General features: G+C 68.7%; 32 protein-coding genes and 1 other RNA gene. 16 read left to right on the top strand and 17 right to left on the bottom strand.

What is annotated here, in order from left to right:
• Positions 1-55: 55 nt before the first annotated feature.
• Both AC3WRV_RS12400 and AC3WRV_RS12395 read left to right on the top strand, forming a co-directional pair.
• The gene (locus AC3WRV_RS12400) at positions 56-1,216 is read left to right on the top strand and encodes a low temperature requirement protein A (RefSeq protein ID WP_492313489.1); all 1,161 of its coding nucleotides are present in this window, start codon (positions 56-58) and stop codon (positions 1,214-1,216) included.
• A gap of 27 nt (positions 1,217-1,243) precedes the next feature.
• Positions 1,244-1,798, top strand: a complete 555-nt coding sequence (locus tag AC3WRV_RS12395) for a DUF2059 domain-containing protein (protein WP_492313488.1) — start codon at positions 1,244-1,246, stop codon at positions 1,796-1,798.
• Here the strand turns inward: AC3WRV_RS12395 and AC3WRV_RS12390 are convergent.
• Entirely contained in the window at positions 1,795-3,105 is a 1,311-nt protein-coding gene (locus AC3WRV_RS12390; RefSeq protein WP_492313487.1) for a glycoside hydrolase 5 family protein, read from the bottom strand. The genes AC3WRV_RS12395 and AC3WRV_RS12390 overlap by 4 nt on opposite strands.
• A 10-nt stretch (positions 3,106-3,115) precedes the next feature.
• Positions 3,116-5,449 (bottom strand): ATP-dependent helicase, encoded by a 2,334-nt coding sequence (locus AC3WRV_RS12385; protein ID WP_492313486.1) that lies wholly within the window; start codon positions 5,447-5,449, stop codon positions 3,116-3,118.
• 128 nt (positions 5,450-5,577) lie between these two features.
• Here AC3WRV_RS12385 and AC3WRV_RS12380 point away from each other — a divergent pair, with 128 nt between their 5' ends.
• Positions 5,578-5,778 (top strand): hypothetical protein, encoded by a 201-nt coding sequence (locus AC3WRV_RS12380; protein ID WP_492313485.1) that lies wholly within the window; start codon positions 5,578-5,580, stop codon positions 5,776-5,778.
• A 2-nt stretch (positions 5,779-5,780) separates the two neighbouring features.
• Complete coding sequence (locus AC3WRV_RS12375; RefSeq protein WP_492313484.1) at positions 5,781-6,104, top strand: hypothetical protein; 324 nt, start codon at positions 5,781-5,783, stop codon at positions 6,102-6,104.
• Here AC3WRV_RS12375 and AC3WRV_RS12370 read toward each other — a convergent pair whose 3' ends face one another.
• Genes AC3WRV_RS12370 through AC3WRV_RS12360 form a run of 3 tightly spaced genes read right to left on the bottom strand, consistent with a single transcriptional unit; the run spans position 6,105 to position 7,554 of the window.
• Positions 6,105-6,827 carry an SIMPL domain-containing protein gene (locus AC3WRV_RS12370; RefSeq protein ID WP_492313483.1) on the bottom strand — a complete coding sequence of 241 codons (723 nt, stop codon included), beginning with the start codon at positions 6,825-6,827 and terminating at the stop codon, positions 6,105-6,107.
• 49 nt (positions 6,828-6,876) lie between these two features.
• Complete coding sequence (locus AC3WRV_RS12365) at positions 6,877-7,113, bottom strand: ribbon-helix-helix domain-containing protein (RefSeq protein ID WP_291837846.1); 237 nt, start codon at positions 7,111-7,113, stop codon at positions 6,877-6,879.
• A gap of 18 nt (positions 7,114-7,131) precedes the next feature.
• A complete protein-coding gene (locus AC3WRV_RS12360) occupies positions 7,132-7,554 on the bottom strand; it encodes a YbaY family lipoprotein (RefSeq protein WP_492313482.1) in 423 nt (140 codons plus the stop codon).
• Positions 7,555-7,677: 123 nt separating this feature from the next.
• Between AC3WRV_RS12360 and AC3WRV_RS12355 the strand changes: the two genes are divergently transcribed.
• Complete coding sequence (locus tag AC3WRV_RS12355; protein WP_492313481.1) at positions 7,678-8,424, top strand: Coq4 family protein; 747 nt, start codon at positions 7,678-7,680, stop codon at positions 8,422-8,424.
• Between the two features lie 89 nt (positions 8,425-8,513).
• On the top strand, positions 8,514-9,446 hold the full coding sequence (locus tag AC3WRV_RS12350; RefSeq protein WP_492313480.1) for a DMT family transporter: 933 nt from the start codon (positions 8,514-8,516) through the stop codon (positions 9,444-9,446).
• Here the strand turns inward: AC3WRV_RS12350 and AC3WRV_RS12345 are convergent.
• Positions 9,443-9,619, bottom strand: a complete 177-nt coding sequence (locus AC3WRV_RS12345) for a hypothetical protein (RefSeq protein WP_492313479.1) — start codon at positions 9,617-9,619, stop codon at positions 9,443-9,445. The genes AC3WRV_RS12350 and AC3WRV_RS12345 overlap by 4 nt on opposite strands.
• 1 nt (position 9,620) lies before the next feature.
• Positions 9,621-9,797: a DUF4169 family protein gene (locus AC3WRV_RS12340; protein ID WP_291837860.1), complete on the bottom strand. Its 177-nt coding sequence runs from the start codon at positions 9,795-9,797 to the stop codon at positions 9,621-9,623.
• Positions 9,798-9,868: 71 nt separating this feature from the next.
• On the opposite strand from AC3WRV_RS12340, the gene AC3WRV_RS12335 reads away from it, so the two are divergent.
• The 3 genes from AC3WRV_RS12335 to AC3WRV_RS12325 all read left to right on the top strand — a co-directional run bounded on the left by AC3WRV_RS12335 (position 9,869) and on the right by AC3WRV_RS12325 (position 11,673).
• Positions 9,869-10,105, top strand: a complete 237-nt coding sequence (locus AC3WRV_RS12335) for a DUF2171 domain-containing protein (RefSeq protein ID WP_291837863.1) — start codon at positions 9,869-9,871, stop codon at positions 10,103-10,105.
• Positions 10,106-10,176: 71 nt separating this feature from the next.
• Positions 10,177-10,566 (top strand): YccF domain-containing protein, encoded by a 390-nt coding sequence (locus tag AC3WRV_RS12330; RefSeq protein WP_492313478.1) that lies wholly within the window; start codon positions 10,177-10,179, stop codon positions 10,564-10,566.
• Positions 10,567-10,659: 93 nt separating this feature from the next.
• Positions 10,660-11,673 (top strand): trypsin-like serine peptidase, encoded by a 1,014-nt coding sequence (locus AC3WRV_RS12325; protein ID WP_492313477.1) that lies wholly within the window; start codon positions 10,660-10,662, stop codon positions 11,671-11,673.
• Between the two features lie 28 nt (positions 11,674-11,701).
• On the opposite strand, the gene fumC is transcribed toward AC3WRV_RS12325, so the two are convergent.
• The gene (gene fumC / locus AC3WRV_RS12320) at positions 11,702-13,090 is read right to left on the bottom strand and encodes a class II fumarate hydratase (protein WP_291837872.1); all 1,389 of its coding nucleotides are present in this window, start codon (positions 13,088-13,090) and stop codon (positions 11,702-11,704) included.
• Between the two features lie 85 nt (positions 13,091-13,175).
• Here fumC and AC3WRV_RS12315 point away from each other — a divergent pair, with 85 nt between their 5' ends.
• Both AC3WRV_RS12315 and AC3WRV_RS12310 read left to right on the top strand, forming a co-directional pair.
• Complete coding sequence (locus AC3WRV_RS12315) at positions 13,176-13,790, top strand: peptidylprolyl isomerase (RefSeq protein WP_492313476.1); 615 nt, start codon at positions 13,176-13,178, stop codon at positions 13,788-13,790.
• Positions 13,787-14,140, top strand: a complete 354-nt coding sequence (locus AC3WRV_RS12310; RefSeq protein WP_291837881.1) for a RusA family crossover junction endodeoxyribonuclease — start codon at positions 13,787-13,789, stop codon at positions 14,138-14,140. The genes AC3WRV_RS12315 and AC3WRV_RS12310 overlap by 4 nt, the downstream gene beginning before the upstream one ends.
• 195 nt (positions 14,141-14,335) lie before the next feature.
• On the opposite strand, the gene AC3WRV_RS12305 is transcribed toward AC3WRV_RS12310, so the two are convergent.
• The 3 genes from AC3WRV_RS12305 to ssrA form a co-directional block, all read right to left on the bottom strand.
• Positions 14,336-15,076 (bottom strand): C13 family peptidase, encoded by a 741-nt coding sequence (locus AC3WRV_RS12305; RefSeq protein ID WP_291837878.1) that lies wholly within the window; start codon positions 15,074-15,076, stop codon positions 14,336-14,338.
• Between the two features lie 173 nt (positions 15,077-15,249).
• The gene (locus AC3WRV_RS12300; RefSeq protein WP_291833572.1) at positions 15,250-15,744 is read right to left on the bottom strand and encodes an SspB family protein; all 495 of its coding nucleotides are present in this window, start codon (positions 15,742-15,744) and stop codon (positions 15,250-15,252) included.
• 336 nt (positions 15,745-16,080) lie between these two features.
• Positions 16,081-16,442: a transfer-messenger RNA gene (ssrA, locus tag AC3WRV_RS12295) on the bottom strand.
• A gap of 79 nt (positions 16,443-16,521) precedes the next feature.
• Between ssrA and AC3WRV_RS12290 the strand changes: the two genes are divergently transcribed.
• Positions 16,522-17,364 carry a hypothetical protein gene (locus AC3WRV_RS12290; protein ID WP_492313475.1) on the top strand — a complete coding sequence of 281 codons (843 nt, stop codon included), beginning with the start codon at positions 16,522-16,524 and terminating at the stop codon, positions 17,362-17,364.
• On the opposite strand, the gene miaA is transcribed toward AC3WRV_RS12290, so the two are convergent.
• Positions 17,330-18,199 carry a tRNA (adenosine(37)-N6)-dimethylallyltransferase MiaA gene (gene miaA / locus AC3WRV_RS12285; protein WP_492313474.1) on the bottom strand — a complete coding sequence of 290 codons (870 nt, stop codon included), beginning with the start codon at positions 18,197-18,199 and terminating at the stop codon, positions 17,330-17,332. The two genes, AC3WRV_RS12290 and miaA, sit on opposite strands and share 35 nt — an antisense overlap.
• 74 nt (positions 18,200-18,273) lie before the next feature.
• Here miaA and AC3WRV_RS12280 point away from each other — a divergent pair, with 74 nt between their 5' ends.
• Together AC3WRV_RS12280 and AC3WRV_RS12275 are read left to right on the top strand one after the other, a co-directional pair.
• On the top strand, positions 18,274-19,344 hold the full coding sequence (locus tag AC3WRV_RS12280) for an Mrp/NBP35 family ATP-binding protein (protein ID WP_492313473.1): 1,071 nt from the start codon (positions 18,274-18,276) through the stop codon (positions 19,342-19,344).
• Between the two features lie 63 nt (positions 19,345-19,407).
• Entirely contained in the window at positions 19,408-20,505 is a 1,098-nt protein-coding gene (locus AC3WRV_RS12275) for an NADH:flavin oxidoreductase (RefSeq protein WP_492313472.1), read from the top strand.
• 6 nt (positions 20,506-20,511) lie between these two features.
• Here the strand turns inward: AC3WRV_RS12275 and AC3WRV_RS12270 are convergent, their stop codons facing one another.
• The 3 genes from AC3WRV_RS12270 to AC3WRV_RS12260 are packed head-to-tail and all read right to left on the bottom strand — an operon-like array spanning position 20,512 to position 22,091.
• A complete protein-coding gene (locus AC3WRV_RS12270; RefSeq protein WP_291833581.1) occupies positions 20,512-20,832 on the bottom strand; it encodes a YbjQ family protein in 321 nt (106 codons plus the stop codon).
• A 2-nt stretch (positions 20,833-20,834) separates the two neighbouring features.
• A complete protein-coding gene (locus AC3WRV_RS12265) occupies positions 20,835-21,362 on the bottom strand; it encodes a dihydrofolate reductase (RefSeq protein WP_291833583.1) in 528 nt (175 codons plus the stop codon).
• Positions 21,363-21,419: 57 nt separating this feature from the next.
• The gene (locus AC3WRV_RS12260) at positions 21,420-22,091 is read right to left on the bottom strand and encodes an aquaporin (protein ID WP_492313471.1); all 672 of its coding nucleotides are present in this window, start codon (positions 22,089-22,091) and stop codon (positions 21,420-21,422) included.
• A 202-nt stretch (positions 22,092-22,293) separates the two neighbouring features.
• Here AC3WRV_RS12260 and AC3WRV_RS12255 point away from each other — a divergent pair, with 202 nt between their 5' ends.
• Positions 22,294-22,866 carry a hypothetical protein gene (locus AC3WRV_RS12255; RefSeq protein ID WP_492313470.1) on the top strand — a complete coding sequence of 191 codons (573 nt, stop codon included), beginning with the start codon at positions 22,294-22,296 and terminating at the stop codon, positions 22,864-22,866.
• A gap of 4 nt (positions 22,867-22,870) precedes the next feature.
• On the opposite strand, the gene AC3WRV_RS12250 is transcribed toward AC3WRV_RS12255, so the two are convergent.
• Positions 22,871-23,197, bottom strand: coding sequence for a phosphoribosyl-ATP pyrophosphohydrolase (locus tag AC3WRV_RS12250; protein WP_492313469.1), 327 nt, complete (start codon positions 23,195-23,197; stop codon positions 22,871-22,873).
• Positions 23,197-24,054, bottom strand: coding sequence for a thymidylate synthase (locus AC3WRV_RS12245; RefSeq protein ID WP_492313468.1), 858 nt, complete (start codon positions 24,052-24,054; stop codon positions 23,197-23,199). The genes AC3WRV_RS12250 and AC3WRV_RS12245 overlap by 1 nt, the downstream gene beginning before the upstream one ends.
• Positions 24,055-24,141: 87 nt before the next feature.
• On the opposite strand from AC3WRV_RS12245, the gene AC3WRV_RS12240 reads away from it, so the two are divergent.
• Positions 24,142-24,474 (top strand): ribosomal L7/L12 family protein, encoded by a 333-nt coding sequence (locus AC3WRV_RS12240; protein WP_291833594.1) that lies wholly within the window; start codon positions 24,142-24,144, stop codon positions 24,472-24,474.
• Positions 24,475-24,477 lie beyond the last annotated feature (3 nt).

Below are 24,477 nucleotides of genomic sequence, written 5' to 3'. Positions count from 1 at the left end.
CGGGACTCGCGCACCGATGCAGGGTCGGCGTTCAGGCTTAAGGAAGGGTTGGGAAATGACGGGTGGGCTGCTCAGGCGCCGTGATGGACATCATGCGCGCGTCGGCTTCGTCGAACTGTTCTTCGACCTCGTCTTCGTCTTCGCCATCACCCAGATCAGCCATACCCTGCTGGCTCACCTGACATGGCTGGGCGCCCTGCAGGCGGCGATCATGCTGGGCGCGGTCTGGTGGGTGTGGATCGACACCAGCTGGATCACCAACTGGCTGGATCCCGAGCGCCCTCTGGTGCGGGTCATGCTGTTCGGCCTGATGGGGGCGGGGCTGGTGCTGTCCACCTCCCTGCCCGAGGCCTTCGGCGAGAAGGGGCTGGTCTTCGCGATCGCCTTCGCCTCGCTGCAGATCGGTCGGGGCCTGTTCACCCTGTGGGCGGTGCGCGGCGACCCCGTCCAGCGGGCCAATTTCCAGCGCATCGTGATCTGGGCTTCGGTCGGCGGGGCGATCTGGATATCGGGCGGCCTGGCGGACGGCCAGACCCGGCTGCTGCTCTGGTTGCTGGCCCTGTCACTGGAATTCCTCGGGCCGATGACCGCCTTCTGGTGCCCAGGGCTGGGTCACAGCCGGGCCACCGAATGGAACGTCGAGGGCGCCCACCTGGCCGAGCGGGTGGGCCTGTTCGTCATCATCTGCCTGGGCGAGTCGATCATCATCACCGGCGCGACCTTCGCCGAGCTGCCGTGGACCGCGACGACGGTGCTGGCCTTCGTCAGCGCCTTCCTCGGCACGATCGCCATGTGGTGGCTGTTCTTCAGCGCCAAGCACGACGCGGCGTCGGAGGTGATCGCGCGCGCCGAGAACGCCGGCGCCATCGCCCGCGCCGCCTATACCTACGCCCCCCTTCCGGTGGTGGCGGGCATCGTCGTCACCGCCGTCGGCGACGAGATGGTGCTGATGCATCCGTCCGGGCACATGGAAGCCGCGGCGATCTGGGTGCTGGTGGGCGGGCCGGCCCTGTTCCTGGCGGGCACGGCCGTGGCCATCTTCGCCGTCTGGGGCCACTGGCCGCGCTCGCGCCTGGTCGGGCTCGCGGCGCTGGGCGCGCTGGCGGCGGCCGCGCCCCTGCTGACGCCGCTGCTGCTGACCGCCGCCTCGACAGTGGTTCTGATGGCGGTCGGGGCGTGGGAGACGCTGGTTCCCTCACACAAGCGGCCCGGCTAGGAAGGCAGGGTCAACAGGGGAACCATGATGTCGAAATCCGCTCTCGCCTGCCTCGCGGCGATCGCCGTCCTCGGCGCGGCGGCGCCCGTCGCCGCCCAGACCGCCCCGCAGGTTCCGGCCGCGGCCCAGGGCGCCGAACAGCAGGCCAAGGCCGCGCTGGTCCGGCGGTATTTCGACGCCATCCAGTTCGACAAGCTGATGAACGTCATGATGGAATCCATGATGGCGTCGATGATGGAGAACGGCCGGATCCCGGAGGACAAGATTCCGGTCCTGCGCGAAGCGGCGCTGGAGGCGTTTGGGAACGTCTTGCCGCAGATGGTCGAGGCGAACATCGAGATCTATGCACAGGCGTTCACGCTGGAGGAACTCGAACAGCTGGTCGCCTTCTACGAAAGCCCGGTCGGTCGCTCGTTGATGGCCAAGACGGTCGTTCTGTCCCGGCAGTCGGGCGAGATGATCCAGCGCTTCCAGCCGATCATGCAGGAAGAGATGCGGCGTCAGCTGTGCGCGCGGATCGAGTGCCCGGCGGCCCCGCCGGTCGTCGTCGCTCCCTCCGCCGGCGCACGGGCGAAGCCCTAGACCGCCGCCAGCGCCGCCGCCCGCGAGCGGATGACCGCGCGGGTCGAACGGTCATCGTCGAACACGCCGTACCAGCCCTGCGGTTCGTGCGGCGGATCGCCCAGGAAGGCCGTGTCTCCGCTCCGGAAGCGGAAGTCGGCATGCCGGGCCCGGCCTTCGCCGTTCCACGCCCAGAAGTTGGAGCCGACCAGGGGGCCTCCCTCTCGCGCGCTGGCGATCACCGCGTCCTGAATCAGGGCGTAGAGGTCGTCCCGCATGCCGGTCGAGACATCCAGGCCATAGACGTCGCCGTTGCGCGGATAGCCGAACTCCTCGACCACCAGCGGCTTGCGGGCCTGCTGCGCCAGCGCGATGTGTCTGGCGACGTAGTCCGAGGCCAGCGACAGGGCGCGGTCGTGGGTGCCGGCCATATCGGCGCGGTCCAGCCAGTTCCAGTTGGCGGGCCAGACGTGGGCGGTGTGGTAGTCGACGGCGTCGTCCGCCTGTGACGACAGCACGAGTGCGGGCCGCTCCATCGAGCCCATCAGCCCTTCGCTTCCGGTGGAGACCAGATGGTTCGGCGCCAGCGTCTTGATCAGGCGGGCGGTCGAGGCGATCCAGCCGTGGAAGTCGGGCAGAGCGCCGTCGACCACGGCCCCGGATCCGCCCGGACGCGGCTCATTGGCCAGCTGCCAGGCCATGACGGCCGGGTCCTCGGCATAGGGCGTGCCGGTCACCGTGTTCACCCGCCCGACGATGCGGCGGACGTGGGCGTGATAGCGGGCGACGGCCTCCGGGCTGCGATAGAAGCCGGAGACGAAGTCCGGGAATTCGGGCCACGGATGCGCCGGGTCGTTGGCGTCGATGTAATGGCCGCCGTTGGTCCACTGCAGATAGGCGGCCATCCCGCCCGACCATTCCCAGAAATTGGTCAGGTACAGCACCGCCTTCATGCCGCGCGCGCCGATCGCCGCCAGGGCGTGATCCAGGCCCGTCAGCAGCGTCTCGTCATACCGGCCGTCCGGGTCATGGAAGGCGGGGCGCACCGAGTTCTTCAGCGGCGACAACTCGGCCGAGGCGGTGATGCGCAGGTTGCTCACCCCGTCCGACGCCAGGGCATCCAGCTCCCGCGCCAGCCGGTCCTCATGTCCGATCCAGGCGGCGTACCACAGGTTCGCCCCGACGAAGCGATAGGGCTTCCCGTCCAGCATCAGCCGGGGCCCGTCGCGCCGCACGAAGCCGGCGGCCGACGTCTGCCCCAAGGCGGGCAGGGCCGGCGCCGCGGCGGTGGCGATCGAGGCGGCGAGGACCGTGCGACGGGTGATCATGCGCGGGGACTCAGGCCTTCTCCACGAACGTGTCGATCACCTTCTTCTCGCCGGCCTTCTCGAAGGCCACGAGCAGCTTGTTGCCCTCAATTCCGGTGACGGCGCCGTAGCCGAACTTCTGATGGAAGACGCGGTCGCCCTTGCTCCAGCCGGAGCCGGCCTTGGGGTCGGCGGTGGCGATCAGGCGGCCGTCGCCCTCAATCAGGGTGTGGCGGGCGGGCTTGGCCGCCGGCGCGCGCGCGGCCGTGAACGACTGGGCCCGTTTCCAGCCGGGGGAGGAATAGCCGCTGCCGAAGGTGGGCATCTCGTCCCAGCGGGACTTGGCCTCCTTCATCCCGCCAGAGGCGCCGTAGTAGCCGGTGTCCGACTGTGGATCGACGTGGTCGAGGGGCAGTTCGTCGACGAAGCGGCTGGGCAGCTGCGAGGTCCAGCGGCCGTAGACCAGCCGGTTGGCGGCGAACGAAATGCGGGCGTCCGACTTGGCCCGGGTGACGCCGACATAGGCCAGGCGGCGTTCCTCCTCGAGGCCCTTCTCGCCCTTCTCGTCGATACTGCGCTGGCTGGGGAAGACGCCTTCCTCCCAGCCCGGCAGGAAGACCAGCGGGAACTCCAGCCCCTTGGCCCCGTGCAGGGTCATGATCTGCACCGAATCCGCGCTCTCACCCCGGTCCAGGTCCATGACCAGGGAGACGTGTTCCAGATAGGCGGTCAGGCCGTCGAACTGCTGCATCGACTGCGTCAGCTCTTTCAGGTTGTCGAGCCGGGTCTGGCCGGTCGCCCGGTCGGCCTTCTGCATGTCGGTGTAGCCGCTCTCTTCCAGAACGGCCTCGGTCAGCTCCCAGTGGCTGGTGGTCTGGGCCAGGGCCCGCCAGCAGTCGATGTCGCGGATGAAGTTGGAGAAGGCCGTGCGCGTGCGCGCCTGAAGCTCGTCGGAACCGATCAGGGCGCGCACCGCCGTCAGGGCCGGGACGCCATTTTCGCGGGCGATCTGCAGCACCTTCTGCACGCTGGTGTCGCCCAGCCCTCGCTTGGGCACATTGACGATCCGCTCGAAGGCCAGGTCGTCATCCTCGGACAGGATCAGGCGCAGGTAGGCGTGGGCGTCGCGGATCTCGGCCCGTTCGAAGAAGCGCGGCCCGCCAATGACGGTGTAGGGCACGGCCAGCATGACGAAGCGCTCTTCGAACGCCCGCATCTGGAACGAGGCGCGCACCAGCACCGCCATGTCCTTGTAGGCCATGCCCTGTTTGCGGGCGGTCTCGATCTCGTCGGCGATCAGCCGGGCCTCGGCTTCGCCGTCCCAGACGCCGCGCACCCGGACCTTGTCACCGGTCTTGTCCTCGGTCCACAGCGTCTTGCCGAGCCGGCTGCGGTTGGCGGCGATCAGGCCCGAGGCCGCGCCCAGGATGTGGTGGGTCGAGCGGTAGTTGCGCTCCAGCCGGATCACCTTGGCGCCCGGGAAGTCCCGCTCGAAGCGCAGGATGTTGTCCACCTCGGCCCCGCGCCAGCCGTAGATCGACTGGTCGTCGTCCCCGACGCAGCAGACGTTGCCGGTCGAGGAGGTCAGCAGGCGCAGCCAGAGGTACTGGGCCACGTTGGTGTCCTGATATTCGTCGACCAGGATGTAGCGGAAGCGGCGGCGGTATTCCTCAGCGATATCCGCGTGTTTCGACAGGATCGTGAGGTTGTGAAGCAGCAGGTCGCCGAAGTCGCAGGCGTTCAGGCTGACCAGCCGGGCCTGATAGGCGGCGTACAGCGCATGGCCCTTGCCGTTGGCGAAGTCCTCGCTGGGCGGCAGCTTGTCGGGCGTCCAGCCGCGGTTCTTCCAGTGGTCGATCAGGTTGTTCAGCGACTTGGGCGTCCAGCGCTTGGTGTCGAGGTTGGCCGCCTCAAGCAGCTGTTTGCAGACCCGTTCCTGATCGTCGGTGTCCAGGATGGTGAAGCTGGACTTCAGCCCGACCAGCTCCGCGTGCCGGCGCAGGATCTGGGCGGCGACCGAGTGGAAGGTGCCCAGCCAGCGCAGGCCCTCGGCCGAGGGGCCGATCAGGTGGGTGATCCGTTCGCGCATCTCGCGCGCGGCCTTGTTGGTGAAGGTGACGACCAGCAGTTCCCACGGCCTGGCCCTGCCCGTGGCCAGGATGTGCGCCAGCCGGGTGGTCAGCACCCGCGTCTTGCCCGTGCCCGCGCCGGCCAGGACCAGCACCGGTCCCTCGGTGGTCTCGACCGCGTCGCGCTGCTCGGGGTTCAGCCCCTTCAGATAATCGGGCGCGGCCGAGGCCGCGAGGCCGCCGGGGCCGTGCGCGCGGGCGAGGTCGGAAATACGGGGGGGAGCGGAATCGGTCATGGGAACCGGGAGAACATAAGGAGACCGGAGACGCTTGTCAGCCGTCGCGATCAGAAGCGTCCGGAACCGTAACGGCCACGCCTCCGTTCCTTGCCCCGGGACAGGGTCAACAACAGGAGGGTCATCGCATGGCCGAGAACACCAACAGCAGCGGCGGCGGCAATTCGGGCCTCGCCTTCATCGTCGGCGGCCTGGTCGTCGTGGTCGCCGTCATCGCCATCTTCCTTTTCACCCGCGGCGGTCTGCCCGGCGGTGAGACGAAGAAGGTCGATGTCGACATCAACGTGCCCGAGGTTTCGGCTCCGGCGGCGCCCTCGACCGGGAACTGACCATGACCGATCCCAATGTTCCGCCGCCCGAGCGGCCGGTCGTGCATCACACGACCGTCAACACTCCCGCGCCGCGCAGCGGGGGAGCCGGCTTCATCGGCTTCCTGGTCGGCGGCTTGGTCGTGGTGGTGATCATCATCGGGGTCGTCCTGCTGACGCGGGGCGGCGGCGTCGAGACGCCCAACGGAACCGATGTCGAGATCAACGTTGATGTGCCGCGTCCGACGCTGCCTGACGCGCCGAGGCTGCCGGACCTGCCGGCCCCGCCGCCGGTCGAACCGCCGTCCGTCCCAAATCCGCAACCCGCGCCCGCGCCGGTCGGCTGATCAGCGCAGCTGGTAGGTCACCGTCGCGACGACGCGCACCCGCTTGTCCAGCGAGGTCGATTCATTGTCGATGTCCTCGCGGGCCAGGATTTCGAACGAGCCCTGGGTGGCCTGACGGATCGGCCCCAGCGGCGCGCCGGAATCCTTGGCGAACTGCTCGGCGCCCGACCGGGCCGAGGCGGTGGCTTCGGCGATCATCGAGGGCCGCACGTCGTTCAGCTTGGTGAAGACGTAGTTCGGCGCGGCGAAGTCCAGCTGCACGCCTTGGCGCACCAGGTCGTTGAGCGCCCGCTCGGTGGTCGCCACCCGCTGCACGTCATTGGTTCGCACCGTCACGCTCTGGGAGACGATGTAGCGGACCAGGTTCTCGGACGATCCGTATTCGCGCGCCTTGGTGTCGGTGACCTGCATTCGGCCGATAGACACCGCCGCGTCGGGATAGCCCTGCGTGCGCAGGAAGGTGCGCACCACGGCCAGGTCACGGTCGATCTGGGCCTGGGCGGTCGGCAGGTCGTCGTTGGCGGACTTGAAGCTGAGGGTCAGGACGGCGAGGTCGGCGACCACGTTCCGCTCGGCCACGCCGCGCACGGTCACCTGCCGATTGCCGACCTGGGCGTTGACCACGCCTGAGCCGATGAAGGCTCCCGCGCCGATCAGTCCCATGGCGATCAGACCCCCGAAGATGGCGGGCGGCAGCAGGTTTTTGTCGAACTGAACGGCCACGGCGGGGCTCCCTGAAGAAGCGCCGACGATGCGCTCGCCACGGTGGTTGTCAATCGGTCGAAACCTGACCCGCGAAAGATCGGTCGCCCCCCGCCCAGGCCAGGGCCAGAAGGCGGCAGGCGGAGGCCAGAGGCGTGCGCCCGCGGGTCTCGTCGATCCGCTTCATCAGGCCCGCATGCGACAGCCCCAACGCCGCGCCGACGCCGTCCAGCACGGTCCAGAATTCAGCCTCCAGCGCCACCGAGGTGGCGTGGCCGGACAGGGAGACGGAGCGCTTCTTCAGCATCCGGTCTCAGTAGGACGCTCAGCGCACGCCGACCAGCACGATATCGGCGCTGGCGGGCGCGCCGTTGGTCAGCACCGCGTGACGCGTGTCGGTGGTGAACCGCAGGGCGCCCGAGGGATCACGGATCTCGGCCCGGACGGCGTAGGTGTGCCGTGGATCGATCTGGCTGGAGGGGAGGCCGAGCGTCGCCCGGTACGGCGGTCCCCGTCCGTCCAGGGTCTCGCTATGTTCGGCCAGCACCCGGGCGGGGGCGTCCGCCAGGCTGACGTCCTCGACGCGCACCTTAAACACATGGCCCGGCGGCAGCAGGATGCGCTCGCGATAGGTGGCGGTGACGTTCACGGTGGTCATGCCGTGTCCGATCTGCGGATCCGGCGCCGCCGAGGGCGCACAGGCCGCCAGGGCCAGCGGCAGAAGGGTCATCAGGATGGCGCGTTGCATGAAGGGTCCTCCGTCAGGTTCAGACAACCTAACACATGTGGAGCGTTCGGGCTGCGACCGTAACGTCGTTCACCCGGGGACCGGATCGCGGTATGGTGCCGCTGTCCTCCACCGGAACGCGCCATGACCGCCGCCGCCGACTTCGATGAATTCAAGCCGCAACGGCTGGAGCCGCTGACGGCCTTGCGGGCCTTCCGTCGTCTGATCCGCAACAAGGAGGACACCGCCCAGGTGTTCGAGATCATGCGCGCCCTTTCGGGCGGTTCGATCGGCCATGGCTACAACCGCATGCTCAAGACCATGGAGGGCGGTCGCCAGGCCTTCCTGCGCGAGGAGCTGGCGCACCGGCTGGACGACCCCGAATGGCTGGTCCGCTTCGGTCCCGGCACGGTCGGCGCCGCCTACCGCGAGTTCCGCGAGGCGCGGGGCTTCACGGCCGAAGGGCTGGCCGACGAAGCGCGCAAGGTCGCCCCCCTGGCCGACGCCGAGCATCCGGTCATCTGGTATTCGCGCCGCCTGCGCGACGTGCATGACATCTGGCACGTGCTGACGGGCTATGAGACCGACGCGCTGGGCGAGGCCTGCGTGGTGGCCTTCTCCTACGCCCAGACCCACAACCTCGGCTTCGCCTTCATCGGCTGGGGCGCGGCGCGCGAGATCCAGCGCGAGAACCGCTTCATCCCGGCCCGCCGCGCGGTCTGGCAGGCCTACCGCAACGGCCGCGCCGCGCGCTGGCTGCCGGGGCTGGACTATGAGGTCCTGTTCGCCCGCCCGCTGGACGAGGCTCGGGCCCATCTGGGCATCCGTCCGGCCAGCGCCTATCACGCCGTCCCGGTCGAGGCGCGGCAGGCGCTGAAGCTGCGCGCCTGAGCCCGCGTCCGCACGGACAAGCACGCCTTATGTCGGGCCACCGATAACCCGGCTTGTGCCCGGACCCCGGCGCGGTTCATCTGCAAGCCATGACCGCTCCGACCGAAGCCCCCGTCTCGCGTCCGCGCCTGTCCCGGACCACCCTGCTGGGGATCGGCGGGGTCATCATCTGCGCGATGATCTGGGGCACGACCTGGTACGCCATCACCCTGCAGATGGGCTCGACGGCGCTGCTGGCCTCGATCGTGTGGCGCTTCGGCCTGGCCTCGGCGGTGCTGTTCGTCGGCTGCCTGATCTTCCGCCAGAACCTGAAGCTGACCCGCGCCCAGCATCTGGCCGCGCTGGGGCAGGGGGCGTTCGCCTTCTCGGTCAGCTACAGCTTCACCTACGCGTCCGAGACCCACGTCGCCTCGGCCATCGTGGCGGTGACCTTCGCTTCCCTGACCTTCATCAACCTGGTGCTGTTCCGCCTGATCGCCCGTCAGAAGGCGGCGGCCGCCTCGTGGGGCGGGGCGATCCTCGGCCTGATCGGGGTGGCGGTGCTGTCGGGTGGAGAGGTGCTGGGCGCCGGCTTCGACCGTCGGGCGGCGGTGGGCGTGGGCCTGGCCCTGGTCGCCACCACGGCCTCGGCCTTCGGTAATTTCTTCGCCTGGAAGGGGCAGCAGCATGGTTCGGCGGCCATTCCCTCGACCGCCTGGGCCATGGCCTACGGCACCGGCCTGCTGGTGCTCTTCGGCCTGGCGACCGGGGTGAAGTTCACCATCGATCTCAACCCGACCTACATCGGCTCGCTGCTGTATCTGTCGCTGTTCGGATCGGTGATCGCCTTCGGCCTGTATTTCACCATCGCCCGCACCCTCGGCTACGCCATGGCCAGCTACATCTCGGCCCTGACCCCGCCCATCGCCATGCTGGTGTCGGTCACCTTCGAGGGCGCCCGCTTCGGCTGGACCGCCCTGGCCGGCCTGCTGCTGGTGCTGTCGGGTCAGGCGCTGCTGATCCGCGCGCCGAAGAAGGTCTAGCGGCGGAACCAGCCCGCCTTCTTCTGTCGCCGGTCGGCCTCGACCAGAGGGGCGGCCTCGGCGGGATCTTTGGCCTTCGCCAGCTTTTCGCGCCGGATCTTCTCAGCCGTGATCCGGCGCATGGCGATCAGGGCGATCAGGCCGGCGCGGGTGTGCGGGGCGTAGCCGCCCATCTCAGTCCTCCAGCTTGGATCCATCCAGAAGCCGTTCGGCGCGCGTCCGTTCCTTTTGCGCCTTGGTCTTGTCCGCCTTCGAGCGCCCGTGGGCGGCGCGATTGGCGGCGGCGGCGGTTTTCGCCTCGGCCTTCGCCCGGTCCTTGCGGACCCGGTTCAGGTTCACGACCTCGCCCATGACGACCTCCGTGATGCAACCCGATGCGTATCGGGCGGTTTCCCAGACCCAACCGTCTGAGGAGAGAACTCATGGTAGATGCATCGCAAATCCGCGAACACCTCGAAGTCGTCGGTTCCGACGGCGAACACGTCGGCCGCGTCGATCACGTCGTCGGCGACCAGATCGAACTGGCCAAGCTGGATCTCGCCGGCGGCTTCAAACACCACATGATTCCGGTCAGCTGGGTCGACCATGTCGATGAGCACGTCCACCTGAATGTGACGAAGGACGAGGCCAAGTCCCGCTGGACCGAGAAGCCCCACTAGCCTTTCCCAGGTTACCCCGAATTCACCTGCGGCCCGCTGTTACCGGCGGGCCGTTGGCTTATGTTGGGGGCATGATCCGTCTGCTCCTCAACATCCTCTGGTTCATCTTCGGCGGCTGGCTGTCCGGCCTGCTCTGGCTGTTCGGCGGCGCCGTCCTGGCCCTGACCATCGTCGGCCTGCCGTGGACCTTCGCGGCGTGGCGGATGGCCAGCTACAGCTTCTGGCCGTTCGGCCGTGAAGTGGTCTGGCAAGAGAACGTGAACCCCGTCGCCGGCGGCCTCGGGGTCGTGCTGAACGTGATCTGGTTCCTTGTGGCGGGCTGGTACATCGCCCTGTCGCACCTGCTGATCGCGGTGGCCGAGTTCATCACCATCATCGGCATCCCGTTCGCGCTGAAGGACCTGGAGCTGGCCAAGCTGGCCCTGGCCCCGGTCGGTCGGACGATCCGCGACAAGCCTTGATCACGGCTGGCGGCGCGCCACAACGTCAGGTTTCGTAAGTAACGTCGTTCTCCCATATCCGGATGCTGTCCGGACATCCAAAGGGAGGACATGATGACTGACAGCATTGAACTACAAAGTCGGGATGACGACACCGTCGTCTGGGCGCCTGAGTTCGAGACCCTGGCCGAGCCGGTGTTGCGCCCCGGCTATGTCCCGCCGAACGCGCCGGTCAGCAAGACGCCGACGCTGGGCGGGTCGCCCAAACACGTGAACTGGGAAGGGAACGTCGGTCCCGACAATCGTCGCTTCCTGCTGGACAGGCGTTTCCCGTGGGCCGCCGTCGGTCGTCTGCGCAGACCCGGCGATCCGGACTTCGCCACGGGCGTCCTCGTCGGTCCCCGGCATGTGCTGACGGTGTCGCATGCGGTGAACTGGGTGAATGTCAGCTCCGATCCCAATAAGCCGGACCTGCGCTACGACGCCCACAACCATCCGGTCCTGTTCGCCGCCGGCTACCGTGCGGATCAGGGTCCGGTGACGCCCTTCGGAGACGTGCCGGTCGTCAAGGTCGTGACCGCCGTGCCTTACCTGCCGTCGCCCTTCGTGCCGCCGGGCATCGTGGATGCGGCCACGGGCGGCTCCGTCAGCACCCGGGCGCTGGATCTGGCCGTTCTGATCCTCGCTGAGCCCATCGGCAACGCGGTCGGCTGGTTCGGCTTCACTGGCTGGAACAAGGACTGGAACGGCAAGGCGATGTGGAGCCACATCGGCTATCCGCAATTGTCGGACCAGGCGCCGCCCGAGCTGCTTTACGGAAGGCCCACCTACCAGGGACCGGACAGCCTGCCCGCCATCGTCGAGTTGCGGACCAAGGATTTCCGCATGCCGAACGGAAGCGTCATCAAGGCCACCAACATGATCAACACCTTCGACATCGAAGGCGGGCATTCGGGCGGTCCGATCTTTTCCTGGTTCGGCAACGAGGCCGCGCCGCGGGTCGCGGCGATCATGAACGGCCGTCGTGGCAAGCCGGCGCCGGGCCAGGCGATGGACATCGGCCAAAGCGCCTCCGGCGGCTCCTATCTCGTCAACATGATCGACTACGCGCTCAAGACCTTCCCCTAGCCTTCAGCGTGACCTCGCCGGGACCGCTTCAGCCCGGCGAGATCATCTTCTCGGGACGGACGTACTGGTCGAACTCCTCGTTCGTCAGATAGCCGCCGCCGACCGTTTCCTCGCGCAGGGTGGTGCCGTTCTTGTGCGCCGTCTTGGCGATCTTGGCGCAGATGTCATAGCCCAGCTTGCCGTTCAGGGCCGTGACCAGCATCAGCGAGTTTTCAAGGCCGCGCTTGATGTTGTCCTCGCGCGGCTCGATCCCGACGACGCAGTTGTCGGTGAAGCTGATCGCCGCGTCGGCCATCAGGCGCACCGACTGCAGGAAGTTGTAAGCCATCACTGGGTTGAAGACGTTCAGCTCGAAATGCCCTTGGCTGCCGGCGAAGGTCACGGCGGCCTGGTTGCCGAACACCTGCACGCACACCTGCGTCAGGGCTTCGCACTGGGTCGGATTGACCTTGCCCGGCATGATCGAGGAGCCCGGCTCGTTCTCGGGCAGGGCCAGTTCGCCCAGGCCCGATCGCGGGCCGGAGCCCAGGAAGCGGATGTCGTTGGCGATCTTGAACAGCGACGCGGCGACCGTGTTGATCGCGCCGTGGCTGAAGACCATGGCGTCGTGGGCGGCCAGGGCTTCGAACTTGTTCGGGGCCGTGACGAAGGGCAGGCCGGTGATGCCGGCGATCTGCTCGGCGACCTTCTCGGCGAAGCCCACGGGGGCGTTCAGGCCGGTGCCGACCGCGGTGCCGCCCTGGGCCAGCTCCATCAGCTTGGGCAGGGTCTGCTCGATCCGCTCGATGCCGTTGGCGACCTGCTGAGCGTAGCCGCCGAACTCCTGGCCCAGGGTCAGCGGGGTGGCGTCCTGGGTGTGGGTGCGGCCGATCTTGATGATGCCCTGCCAGGCGTCCGACTTGGCCTTCAGCGCGGCGTGCAGGTGCTTGAGGGCGGGCAGCAGGTCGCGCACCACCTGTTCCGCGCAGGCGACGTGCATCGCCGTGGGATAGGTGTCGTTCGACGACTGGCTCATATTGACGTGGTCGTTGGGATGGACCGGCTTTTTGGACCCCATCTCGCCGCCCAGCATCTCGATGGCGCGGTTCGAGATCACCTCGTTGGCGTTCATGTTCGACTGGGTGCCCGAGCCCGTCTGCCAGACGACCAGCGGGAAGTGGTCGTTGAGCTTGCCCTCGATTACTTCGTTGGCGGCGTCGACGATGGCCTTGCCGATGGCAGGGTCCAGCTTGCCCAGCGCCATATTGGTCTCGGCGGCGGCGCGCTTGACGATGCCCAGGGCGCGGACGATCGGCAGCGGCTGCTTCTCCCAGCCGATCTTGAAGTTGCCCAGCGACCGCTCGGCCTGCGCCCCCCAATACCGGTCGGACTGAACCTCGATCGGGCCGAAGGTGTCGGTTTCGATGCGGTGGGTCATGGCGGAGAGGCTCTTCAGGCGTGGCGGGAGGATGCGCGGCGGTGTAGCACGAGCACGCGCGCGGACAAGGCGGAGGAGGTCGGTGATGCGGATCAGGACGGCGACGGTCATGGGCGCATTGGCGCTCGCGGCCTGCGCGACCACGGCGACCGCCGCGGAACAGCCGCGGGTCGTGCTCGAGACCGACGCCGGGCGGATGGTGCTCGCGCTCGACCTCGACAGGGCGCCGCTGTCGACCTGCAACTTCCTCGCCTACGTCACCGACGGCGATTACGACGGGGGAAGCTTCTTCCGCACCGTGGTGCGCCAAACCAACGCCAATCCCCATCCGATCGATGTCATCCAGGCCGCCACGCCGCGCGGTTCGGACGACGATTCGCGCCCGCCCATCCCGCTGGAGCGCACCCGCGACACCGGCCTGCGCCACGTCGCCGGCGCCGTCTCCATGGCCCGCGACGGGCCGGACACCGCCACCTCCAGCTTCTTCATCGTGACCCAGGACACGCCCGTGCTCGACTTCGGCGGAGGGCGCAATCCGGACGGCCAGGGCTTCGCCGCCTTCGGTCATCTGGTCGAGGGGCTGGATGTGGCGCGCCGCATCCAGATGTCTCCGGCGAACGGCCAGGAGCAACTGACTCCGCCGGTCGTCCTCCGCTCGGCCCGCATCGTGGGTGAGGTCCCGGCCCAGTGCCGACCATGACCGCCGGCTGGATCGGGACCGGCAAGGTTCGGGCGCGCGAACTGGACGGCGTGGTCGAGATCACCGTCGAGGGGCTGACCACCCAGGCCAAATACTACAAGCCGCTGGTCTATGAGTTCATGCGCAAGGAATGGACCTCGCGTCCGTCCTGGGGCGACTACGTCGTCGAGATCGTCATGGAGCACGTCGGCGATCCGCCCTGGATGGACCTGGACAACCTGGCCAAGGCCTTGCTGGACGCCATCAAGGGCTATCTGTTCCACGACGACAGCCAGGTCGCCCGCCTGCTGGTCGAACGCCACGAGGGCGAGCGCGAGCGCATCACGATCCGGGTGTTTCCGCGAAACTGAATTCTCCCTCCCCCTTGTGGGGAGGGATGTCGGCGCGTCGGCGGCGACGGGGTGGGGTTCGTATCCGAGCGCTCGGCTCCCCACCCGTCTCGCTGCGCGGTCCTCCCTCCCCAGGAGGGGAGGGACAGCTACGGCGCCCTTTGATTGAACCGCCGGCCGCGTCGGGTCGAGAAGGCGGAGCCTTCTGAGCGCGGCCTAACGTGAATCGCTGCGCTGAAAGCGCAGCGTCGGCAGGCGCATCTGCATGTCGGCCCCGACGAACAGCTGCGGCTCGGAAGGGTGATCGACCTCCGCCTCCTGCTCCTTGCGGCTGACGCAGGCGCGGGTGGTGGCGGCCAGGGAGAGGAAGTCGGTGGCGGTCGGCAGGCTTTCCAGCACACAGCCGTCGAACCACGGATAGTGCTCGTCAGCACCGCAGCCGAACGAGGGCCGGTCGCGCCGCGCCGCGGTCAGGACCATCCTGTTCGGCGCCTGCAGGGCGTTGACGAAGATGCCGGAATAGCAGGCCGAGATGATCACCACGGTCGGGCGCGCGCCACAGCTGTTGCGCACCATGTTGGACATGAGGTCCGGCGCCATGCGCGGCGCATCGCCGAAGACCATGCCGTCGGGCGCGCCGTGCGAGGTGAAATAGATCAGGCAGCCGCGCGTGGTCTTCGCCGCGGCCGCGCGCACGCCGGCCAGCACCGTCGCCGGGCTGTCGGTGCGCAGGGAATAATCGACCATGTCGGTGCGGCTGAAGCCGGCGTCGAGGAAGCCCCGGATCAGGTCGCGCCGGGCGTTGTCGAAGGCCTGGATCGGCTGTCCGCGGCTGTCGCGCCAGTCGGCCTGGATGATCGCCGAGGTCCACCCCTCAAAGCGGCTGGGCGCCTGCGCGGCCGCCGGTCCGGCGAGCGTCAGCAGCCCGGCCAGCAGAACGATCAAACCCCGAAGCATGCGCAACCCCCGCTGTTCCAGTCCGCTCAAGTTAGACCATTTTTGCTTCAGGTCGGAACGACCTGAATCCAAAAAATGGTCCAGCATCAAACTGGAGCGAAATCTGAGCCGAGTTGAACTGCGTTCAACTCGACCGATTTCGCTCTAGTCCATGCTGCGGAGAGGGGAAGGGGTCACTTCTTGCGGAATTGATCCAGCGAAACGACCTTGGGCGCATCGTCGCCGCCCAGGGGCGGCACCGGCGTGTCGTCGACCTGCGCGGCGGCTACCTCGGCGGCGATCTCCTCGATCGTCGCGGGGGGCTCGAACTGCAGCAGGAACTGGACCGACGGGTCGTAGAAGCGGGTGACCGCCACATAGGGCATGGCCAGCACCTTGGGCATGCCGCCGAACTTCAGCATGACCGAGAATTTCGTCGGCTCGACCTTCAGGTCCCAGTACTGGTGCTGCAGCACGACCGTCATCTCGTCCGGATATTTGGCGAGGATGTCGGGCGGCACGCTGACGCCGGGCGCCCGGGTCTTGAAGGTGATGTAGAAGTGGTGGGCGCCGGGAATGCCGTCCGGTTCCGCCGCGCGCTCGAGCGCAGAGCGGATCACGCCGCGCAGGGCGTCCTGCGCGAGTTGCTCGTAGTGCATGTCGTCGACGGGGGGCGTCTCTTCGGCCATCGGGCGCCTCAGCTGTTCGGCACCGGGTTTAACCGCGCCGGAGCACGGACGAAAGCCGGAATCTGGGTTAAGCGACGGCCCTGTTCACAAGGTGACGATTGCGGGCGGTTTTGATGAGGAAAGCGCCGGGACTCTGTTGCCAGGCTCCCGCCCATTCTTGCTTGGGAAGAGGAGGGCGCCTCGGATGTGGAAAGTGGAGGGCTTCTGTTGCCAGGCTCCCGCCCATTCTTGCTTGGGAAGAGGAGGGCGCCTCGGGATGTGGAAAGTGGAGGGCTTCTGTTGCCAGGCGCCCGCCCATTCTTGCTTGGGAAGAGGAGGGCGCCTCGAGATGTGGAAAGTGGAGGGCTTCTGTTGCCAGGCGCCCTCCGGGCCCCGCCCCAGGATCTGAACCCTGAGGACTTAGTTCGGAATTACCGGAACCGCATTACGCGGCGACGGCGTATTCCCCAGCGAAGTTATCGTTCGCAGTTAGAAAATGACCCGATACGGTGGGTCAGGACGAGCGAAAGCAATCCTCTTTACACGTCCGTCGATGCTAGTCGGCCCCGCACTAACCCGCTGATAACCGGGAGAGAATGGTGGAGCCGCCGGGAATCGCACCCGGGTCCGGTCCGCTTATTACAGGCACGTTTATCGCCATAGTCCGGCCGAAACCGAACAGGGGGAATATAGGCGCAAGACGGCCCACTTCCAAGCGCCGTCGGACCGGTCTTAAGTGGCGGTCCCGACTCTATCCACGAGCGATCCATTCCTCACATGCCCGCGATCCCTTCGCCGATGCGTCTGCTCGTTCTCTATGGCCTGCTGTCGCTCGCGGCGGTGGCGCTGGGAGGATGGGTCTGCGCCCTGTCCGGGGTGCCGGCGGGTTCATGGCTGCGGAACGTGGCGGTCTGGCCCATCGGCCTGCTGCTGGCCGGAGCGTTGGCCGCCCTGGCGCGGGAAAGGGCGGCCACCATCCTGCTCGTCGTCGGCGTCGTGATCCTCGGATCCAGTCTGGCCGGAATTCCCCAGGACGGAGTGCGCCGCTGGCTGGACGCCGGGCCGCTGCACATCAACGTCGCCTTCGTCGTTCTGCCGCTGGTGGTGGTCGCCCTGTCGTGGACGCTCCGACACTGGTGGAGCTGGGCTCTGGCCTTCGCCGGGCAGGCCGTGCTGGTCGTCCAGCCCGACGCTTCGCAGGCCACGGCCTTCGGAGCAGGGCTCGCCGTCCTCGCCGTCGTCGCGCCCGCGCCTCGGCCGTGGCGGATCGGCCTGGTCCTGCTGGCGTCCGGCCTGGCCCTGGTGAGCTGGTTCCGGCCTGATCCCCTGGAAGCTGTCGCCGAGGTCGAGGAGATCATCGCCCTGGCCAGTGCGGTTTCGCCCGTCCTCGCCGTCCTGGCCGTCACGCTCATCGCCGGGGCTTCCGCGGCGCCCGCTCTGGCCGCGCGGGGAACACCCGCCGGCGACGCGGGCCTGGCGCTTTCGGCCTATATGCTGGCCGCCGCCGCCACGACCGTCCTGGGCGCCTTCCCCGTGCCGCTGCTGGGCGTGGGGATGAGCCCGATCCTCGGCTTCTGGCTGGGCGTCGGCCTGTTGGCGGCGCGTCTCAGATCCGCGCCCATCCCGGCGTCTGGTTCCTGAACCAGGTCAGTTGCCGCTTGGCGTAGTTGCGCGTCGCCTGACGGGTGGCGTCGATGGCCTGGTCCAGGGTGGTCTCGCCCGCCAGGTGGGCGGCGAACTCGCGTACGCCGACGGCCTTCATCGCGGGCAGGTCCGGCGACAGGCCGCGCGCGACCAACGCCCGCACCTCCTCCAGCGCCCCCTGTTCGACCATCTGCCCGACCCGCAGATCGCAGTGGGCGTAGAGGGCGGCGCGGTCCGGCTCGACCACCATTCCCGTCCAGGATCCGGGCGCCAGCAGGGGCGTGGTGTCGGCGGTCCAGTCGCTGAGCGCCCGGCCGGTGTGCTCGGCCACCGCCATGGCGCGGGTCAGGCGCTGGCGGTCGCCGCTCTCGATGCGGGCCTCGGCCTGCGGGTCCTGGCTGGCTAGCCGGCGGCGGAAGGCCGTCTCGCCCTCGGCGTCGAAGGCGGCTCCGGCGGCGTCGCGCGCCTCCAGCGGGATGTTGGGAATATCCGCCAACCCCTTGGTCAGGGCCGTGAAATACAGACCCGTGCCGCCGACCAGCAGGGCCGGGCGGCCGGCCTGGGCCAGCTCCGCCAGCACTGGCAGGACCGCGCGGCTCCAGCGCCCGACGGACCAGGCCTCGGCGGCGTCGGCCACGCCGTACAGCCGGTGCTCGGCCTGCGCCTCGTCGGCCTCCGACGGACGGGCGCTCAGCACCCGCAGGTCGGCGTAGAGCTGCTGGCTGTCGGCGTTGACGATCACGGCCCCGGTCCGTGCGGCCGTCTCCAGCGCCAGCCGGGACTTGCCCGAGGCGGTGGGGCCGGCGATGAGCGTGATGGAGGGGTGGGACAATTCGAGGCTCGCGGGGCGGGTCGTCCGGCGATAGAACGCAGGCCCCGCAGCCGCAACCCGCTGGACCTTTCGCCTTGCCCGACAAAGCCGCCGTCATCGCCGCCCTCGACGCTATCCTCGACCCGAAGTCCGGGCAGGGGCTGATGGCCGCCGGCCTGGTGCAGGGCCTGACCGTCGCGGACGACCGCGCAGGCTTCGTCATTGAGGTCCCGGCGGGCGACACCCGGCTGTACGCTCCGGTTCGCGACGCCGCCGAGGCCGCCTTGAAGGCGCTGCCCGGCATGGCCCGCGTCTCGGTCGTCCTGACCGCCGAGGCCGTCGCCGCGACGCGGCCCGTGCGAACCGCCTCCCTCTCGCCCCAGGCCGTCGACCAGACCCGCGCCAAGGCTCCGGTGCCTACGGATCGACCCGCCCACGTCCGCCGCGTCCTGGCCGTCGCCTCGGGCAAGGGCGGGGTCGGAAAGTCCACGGTTTCGGTCAATCTGGCCGCCGCCCTGGCCGCACGCGGCCTCTCCGTCGGCCTGCTGGACGCCGACGTCCACGGGCCGTCGATCCCGACCATGCTCGGCCTCTCGGGCAAGCCGGAATACGTCGACGGCATGATGCAGCCGCACCTGACCCGGGGGCTCAAGGCCATGTCGGTCGGTCTGCTGACCCGGGCCGAGGACGCCATGGTCTGGCGCGGCCCCATGGCCTCGCAGGCCCTGACCCAGATGCTGACCCAGACCCGCTGGGGCACGGAGGACGCGCCGCTCGACATCCTCGTCGTCGACCTGCCGCCCGGCACCGGCGACATCCAGCTGACCCTGATCCAGAAGACGCCGCTGGACGGCGCCGTCATCGTCACCACCCCGCAGGAGGTGGCGCTGGCCGACGCCCGCCGCGCCCACGCCCTGTTCCAGAAGGTCAACGTCCCGACTCTGGGCCTGATCGAGAACATGAGCGGCGATGTCTTCGGGCGGGGCGGAGGCGAGGCCGAGGCCGGTCGCCTCGGCGTATCCTTCCTCGGCGACGTGCCGCTGGACGCCGCTGTGCGCACGGGCGGCGACGCCGGGGCGCCGGTGGTGCTGGCCGATCCGAACGGCGCCGTGGCCTTGCGGTTCGCGGGCTTCGCGAAAGCGGTCAGCGAAAAACTCGGCCTCTGAGGGTTTCCAAAAGAAACTTTATTCGCCACCTTGCCGGTTCCAGTCTTCCTTGAGAGCCGATCCATGTCCATCGACGCCCTGTTCCGTCCCTTCACCATCAAGGGACTGACGCTGCCCAACCGCATCGTCATGGCGCCGATGACCCGGTCCTTCTCGCCCAACGGCATCCCGTCGGAGGGCGTGCCCGGCTACTATCGCCGCCGCGCCGAGGGCGGGGTGGGCCTGATCGTCACCGAGGGCACGGTGGTGGAGCGTCCCGCGGCCCGCAACGACGCCGCCGTCCCGGTCTTCCACGGCGAGGCGCTGCCGGAATGGAAGAAGGTCGTGGATGAGGTCCACGCCGCGGGCGGTCTGATCGCGCCCCAGATCTGGCACGTCGGCGCCGCGCGGGGCCAGGGCGCCGAGTGGGAGCCGCTGGGCAAGGTCGACAGCCCCTCGGGCCTGGTCGGCCTAGGCAAGCCGAAATACGAGGCCATGACCGACGAGGACATCGCCGACACCATCGCCGCCTTCGGCCGCTCGGCCCGCGCCGCACGGGAGCTCGGCTTCGACGCGGTCGAGATCCACGGCGCCCACAGCTATCTGATCGACCAGTTCTTCTGGAACGTCCTGAACGTTCGCACTGACCAGTGGGGCGGCTCGACCATCGGCGAGCGCTCGCGCTTCGGCGCCGAGGTGGTGCGCGCCGTCCGGGAAGGCGTTGGCCCCGACCTGCCCCTGATCCTGCGCCTGTCGCAGTGGAAGGGCGGCGCCTATGACGCCAAGAACGCCCACGATCCGGCGGAGCTGGAGCAGTGGCTGACGCCGCTGGCCGAGGCCGGCGTGGACGTCTTCCACTGTTCGCAGCGTCGCTTCTGGGAGCCGGAGTTCGAGGGGTCGGACCTGAATTTCGCCGGCTGGACCAAGAAGGTCACCGGCCTGCCGACCATCACCGTCGGCTCGGTCGGGCTGGACGGGGAGTTCATCGCGGCCTTCGGCGGCGCGGGCTCAAAGCCGGCCTCGCTGGACGGGCTGATCGAACGGCTGGAGCGCGAGGAGTTCGACCTCGTCGCCGTCGGCCGCGCCCTGCTGGCCGATCCCCGCTGGGTCGAGAAGATCCGCGAGGGCCGTCATGACGAGCTGATGGATTTCGAACGTCAGGCGATGCTGACGCTCAGCTAGGCCGCTTCACTCCGGTTCGATCACCACGGCGGTGCCGTAGGCCAGCACTTCGGTGATGCCGGGCATGATCTCGTTGGCGTCGTAGCGCATGGCCAGGATGCCGTTGGCGCCCATCTGCTCGGCGTGCTGGATCAGTTCGGACAGGGCCTCGGCCCGCGAGGTCTCGGCCAGTTTCACATAGGCGCCGACGCGGCCGCCCAGCATCGACTGCAGGCCGCCGACCATGTCGCTGACGGCGTTGCGCGAGCGCACGGTGATGCCGCGCACGGCGCCGATGGTCTTCACGATCCGATAGCCCGGGGCGTCGTTGGTGGTCACGATCAGCATGGTCAGCGCCTTTCAAGGGTGCGGAAGACGAACGCGTGGTCGTCCTTCTCGCCCGCAGGATGCGCTTCGGATGTGACTTCCGTCCACTGGCTCTCGTCGAAGGCCGGAAACAGGACGTCGCCCTCGGGCGCCGCGTCGACCTCGGTGATGTAGAGCCGTTTGGCGCGGGGCAGGGCGGCTTCGAACAGGCCCGCGCCGCCGATCACGCACAGCTCGTCGACGCCATCGTCCTGGGCCGTCTCTCGGGCGATCTCGATGGCCTCGTCCAGCGTCCGGCAGACCAGCGCGCCCTTGGCCTGGCCGTCGTCGCCCCAGCCCTCGTCGCGGGTCAGGATCACGTTCAGCCGGCCGGGCAGGGGCCGTAGCGGCAGGCTCTCCCAGGTCTTGCGGCCCATGATGCAGGGCTTGCCGATGGTGATGGCCTTGAACCGCTGCAGGTCGCTGCGCAGCCGCCACGGCAGGTCGCCGTCGCGCCCGATCACGCCGTTCGAACCCCGGGCGACGACAAGGGCGATGATGGGCAGGGGCAAGCGGACCTCGAACGAAACAGGCGGCGGCCCGTGCGGCCGCCGCCTGTTCTTACGCCATCAGGCGGCCGGTTCCAGCACCTTGAAGCGGAACAGCAGGGCGCCGATCACCGCGCCGGCGGCCGGGGCGACGAAGAAGGCCCAGACCTGGGTCAGGGCCTCGCCGCCCTGCAGCAGAGCGGGGCCGAAGCTGCGCGCCGGATTGACCGAAACTCCCGTCACCTGGATGCCGACGATGTGGATCACCGCCAGGGTCAGGCCGATGGCCAGACCGGCGAAGGCGCCGTGGCCCTTGTCGCCGGTGACGCCCAGGATCACCACCACGAAGATGGCCGTGGCCACGACCTCGAAGACCAGCGCCGCATGCAGGCCGTAGCCGCCCGGCGACCCGGCGTCGAAGCCGTTGGCCCCCAGGCTGGTGAAGCCGGTCTTGGCGATCAGCCCGATGATCGCCGCGCCGGCGACCGCGCCCAGGAATTGCGCGACCCAGTACAGGCCCATGTCCTTCAGCGACATCCGCCCGGCCACGAAGGCGGCCAGGCTGACCGCGGGGTTCACATGGCAGCCCGACACCGGTCCGATACCATAGGCCATGGCCACGATCGCGAACCCGAAGGCCAGGGCGATGCCCAGCTGGCCGACATGGTCGAACCCGCCCAGAACCGCCGCCCCGCACCCGAACAGCACCAGAACCATCGTGCCGACGAACTCGGCCGAAAACGTCTTCACCACGGCAACCTCCCCGTTGCTACGGCCCCGCCTCGCGCGGGGTCGATCGCGACGGTGCGCCGAGTCTCAAGGTGACGCTAGGTTGCAGGAACGCCGGTCTTCGACCGGGCCGGCGCGACGGCCCGATGTCGATGTCCGCCGCCGGGAACGGTCAAGGTTCTCATCCGCTTCAAGGGGCCCACGTCCCCCTCAGTGCGAGATCCGCATGCGCAAATACCTTCCCGCCATCGTCACCGGCGTCGTCGTCACGGTGGTGGTCGGCTTTCTCCTGGGCCTGATCGGCTTCCGTGGTTTCGCCGCCTGGTATGTCCCGCTCATCGCGGGCCTGTTCACCGGCTACATCATGGCCAATCTGCAGGGGACGAAGGCGGGGCCCGCCGCTTCGGAAGAGCAGAAGGCGGCGGTGCTGGCGTTTCGCCCCTCGCCGGGCAAGGCCCTGATCATCGTCCATCGGCAGGGCTTCGTCGGCAAGGCGGCGGGCATGGAGGTGGCGCTGGACGACCGCGTGCTGGGTCAGCTCAAGTCGCCCCAGTTCACGGCCGTGGAGGTCGATCCCGGCGCCCACACGCTCAGCGTCGGCTTCGTCGGCCTGGCCGCCGCCCAGAACAAGCGCGAAATCGTCCAGGTCACGGTGGCCGAGGGTCAGGTGGTCGCCTACCGCGCCACCATCTCGATGGGCATGGGCAAGAACACCATCAAGGTCGAGCGCGACGATGACGTCGGGACCCTGGCCGACGACCTGCGGCGGATGAAGATGGTCGCGCCGGCGACGGCCTGATCGATCAGGGTTGCGCCGGCGCCGTCTCAAGCCAGTGCAGCCACTTCCGCTGCATAGCCGCCTCGATGTCGATGTCCGCGGCCCGGCAGTAGATGAGCAGCATGCCCAGCACGTCGGCGGCCTCATCGCCCAGCTTGTCGTGATCCGCCGCGCCGCGCGCCCGGCCCGTGACGCGCAGATGCTCGGCGACCAGTTCGCCCAGCTCCTCCTGCACCTTCAGCAGGGCCCAGTCGCCGGACGCCGCCTTGCCGCGGTCTATGCCGTGCTCCCGGGCGTAGATGTCGGAGATGCGCAGGACGGAGTCCTGCAGACCCTTGATATCGAGGGACATTAGACCGCGACCGGCGCCTTGATGTGCGGCCAGGGCTGGTAGCCCTCCAGCACGAAGTCCTCCAGCCGGTAGGCGAACAGGTCGTCCCTCGGCGTGATGGTCATCGTCGGCAGGGGCAGGGGCTGACGGCTCAGCTGCAGCTCGGCCTGCTCGATGTGGTTCAGGTACAGGTGGGCGTCGCCGAAGGTGTGCACGAACTCGCCGGGCTCCAGTCCCGTCACCTGCGCCATCATGATCGTCAGCAGGGCGTAGCTGGCGATGTTGAACGGCACGCCCAGGAAGACGTCGGCGCTGCGCTGGTACAGCTGGCAGCTCAGCTTGCCGTCGGCCACGAAGAACTGGAACAGGCAGTGGCAGGGCGGCAGGGCCATGTCGTCCACGTCGGCCGGGTTCCAGGCCGAAACGATATGGCGGCGGCCGTTCGGATTGGTCTTCAGGCCGTGGACCAGCTTCTCGATCTGGTCGATCACGCGGCCGTCCGGGGCGGACCACGAGCGCCACTGCTTGCCGTAGACCGGCCCCAGTTCGCCCTCGGCGTTGGCCCATTCGTCCCAGATGCTGACGCCGTTTTCCTTCAGCCAGCCGATATTGGTCTCGCCGCGCAGGAACCACAGCAGCTCGACGATGATCGAGCGCAGGTGCAGCTTCTTGGTCGTCAGGACCGGGAAGCCCTTGGACAGGTCGAAGCGCATCTGGCGGCCGAACACGCCCAGCGTCCCGGTGCCGGTCCGGTCGTCGCGCTGCGCCCCGTTCTGCAGGATGTCGCGCAGCAGGTTCAGGTACTGCCACTCAGGGTGATCCGCCGGGATGGCTCCCGTGCGGGCCTGAATGTCTGCAGCGAGGAACTGGGCGGTCATCCACACAGGTTGCCTGATTCGAGCGGGAACCGCGCCTCCATGATTCGCCTTTGCACAGGACAGTCCCCAGGGACGCCGGGAATCGCCATGTCTGATGTCGCCGTGCTGCTGATCGCCCTCGTCGCCTTGGCCGTCGGCTTCGGCCTGGGCCGCTTCACCGCGGGCCGGCGGGGCGATCCCAGCGACGTCAGCCGCCTGCGCCGCCAAGCCGGGGCACGGGCGTCGCTGGCCTCGACCCTATCAGCGGCGCCCCCGCCGGCTTCCGAACCGCTCACCGTGCCGCCCGAGGTGCATCACCACCTGCAGAACGGCGCGCTGATCAACGCCATCAAGGCGCTGAAGGACGCCAACCCGGGGATGGGGTTGAAGCAGGCCAAGGATACGGTCGAGGCCTACGCCCGGCGCAACGGCCTGACCTGACGC

The sequence above is a fragment of the Brevundimonas sp. EU05-FHT14B11 genome (assembly GCF_058790835.1).
The sequence above is the reverse complement of the archived record's forward strand: the minus strand, read 5'-3'. Positions and strand labels throughout refer to the sequence as shown.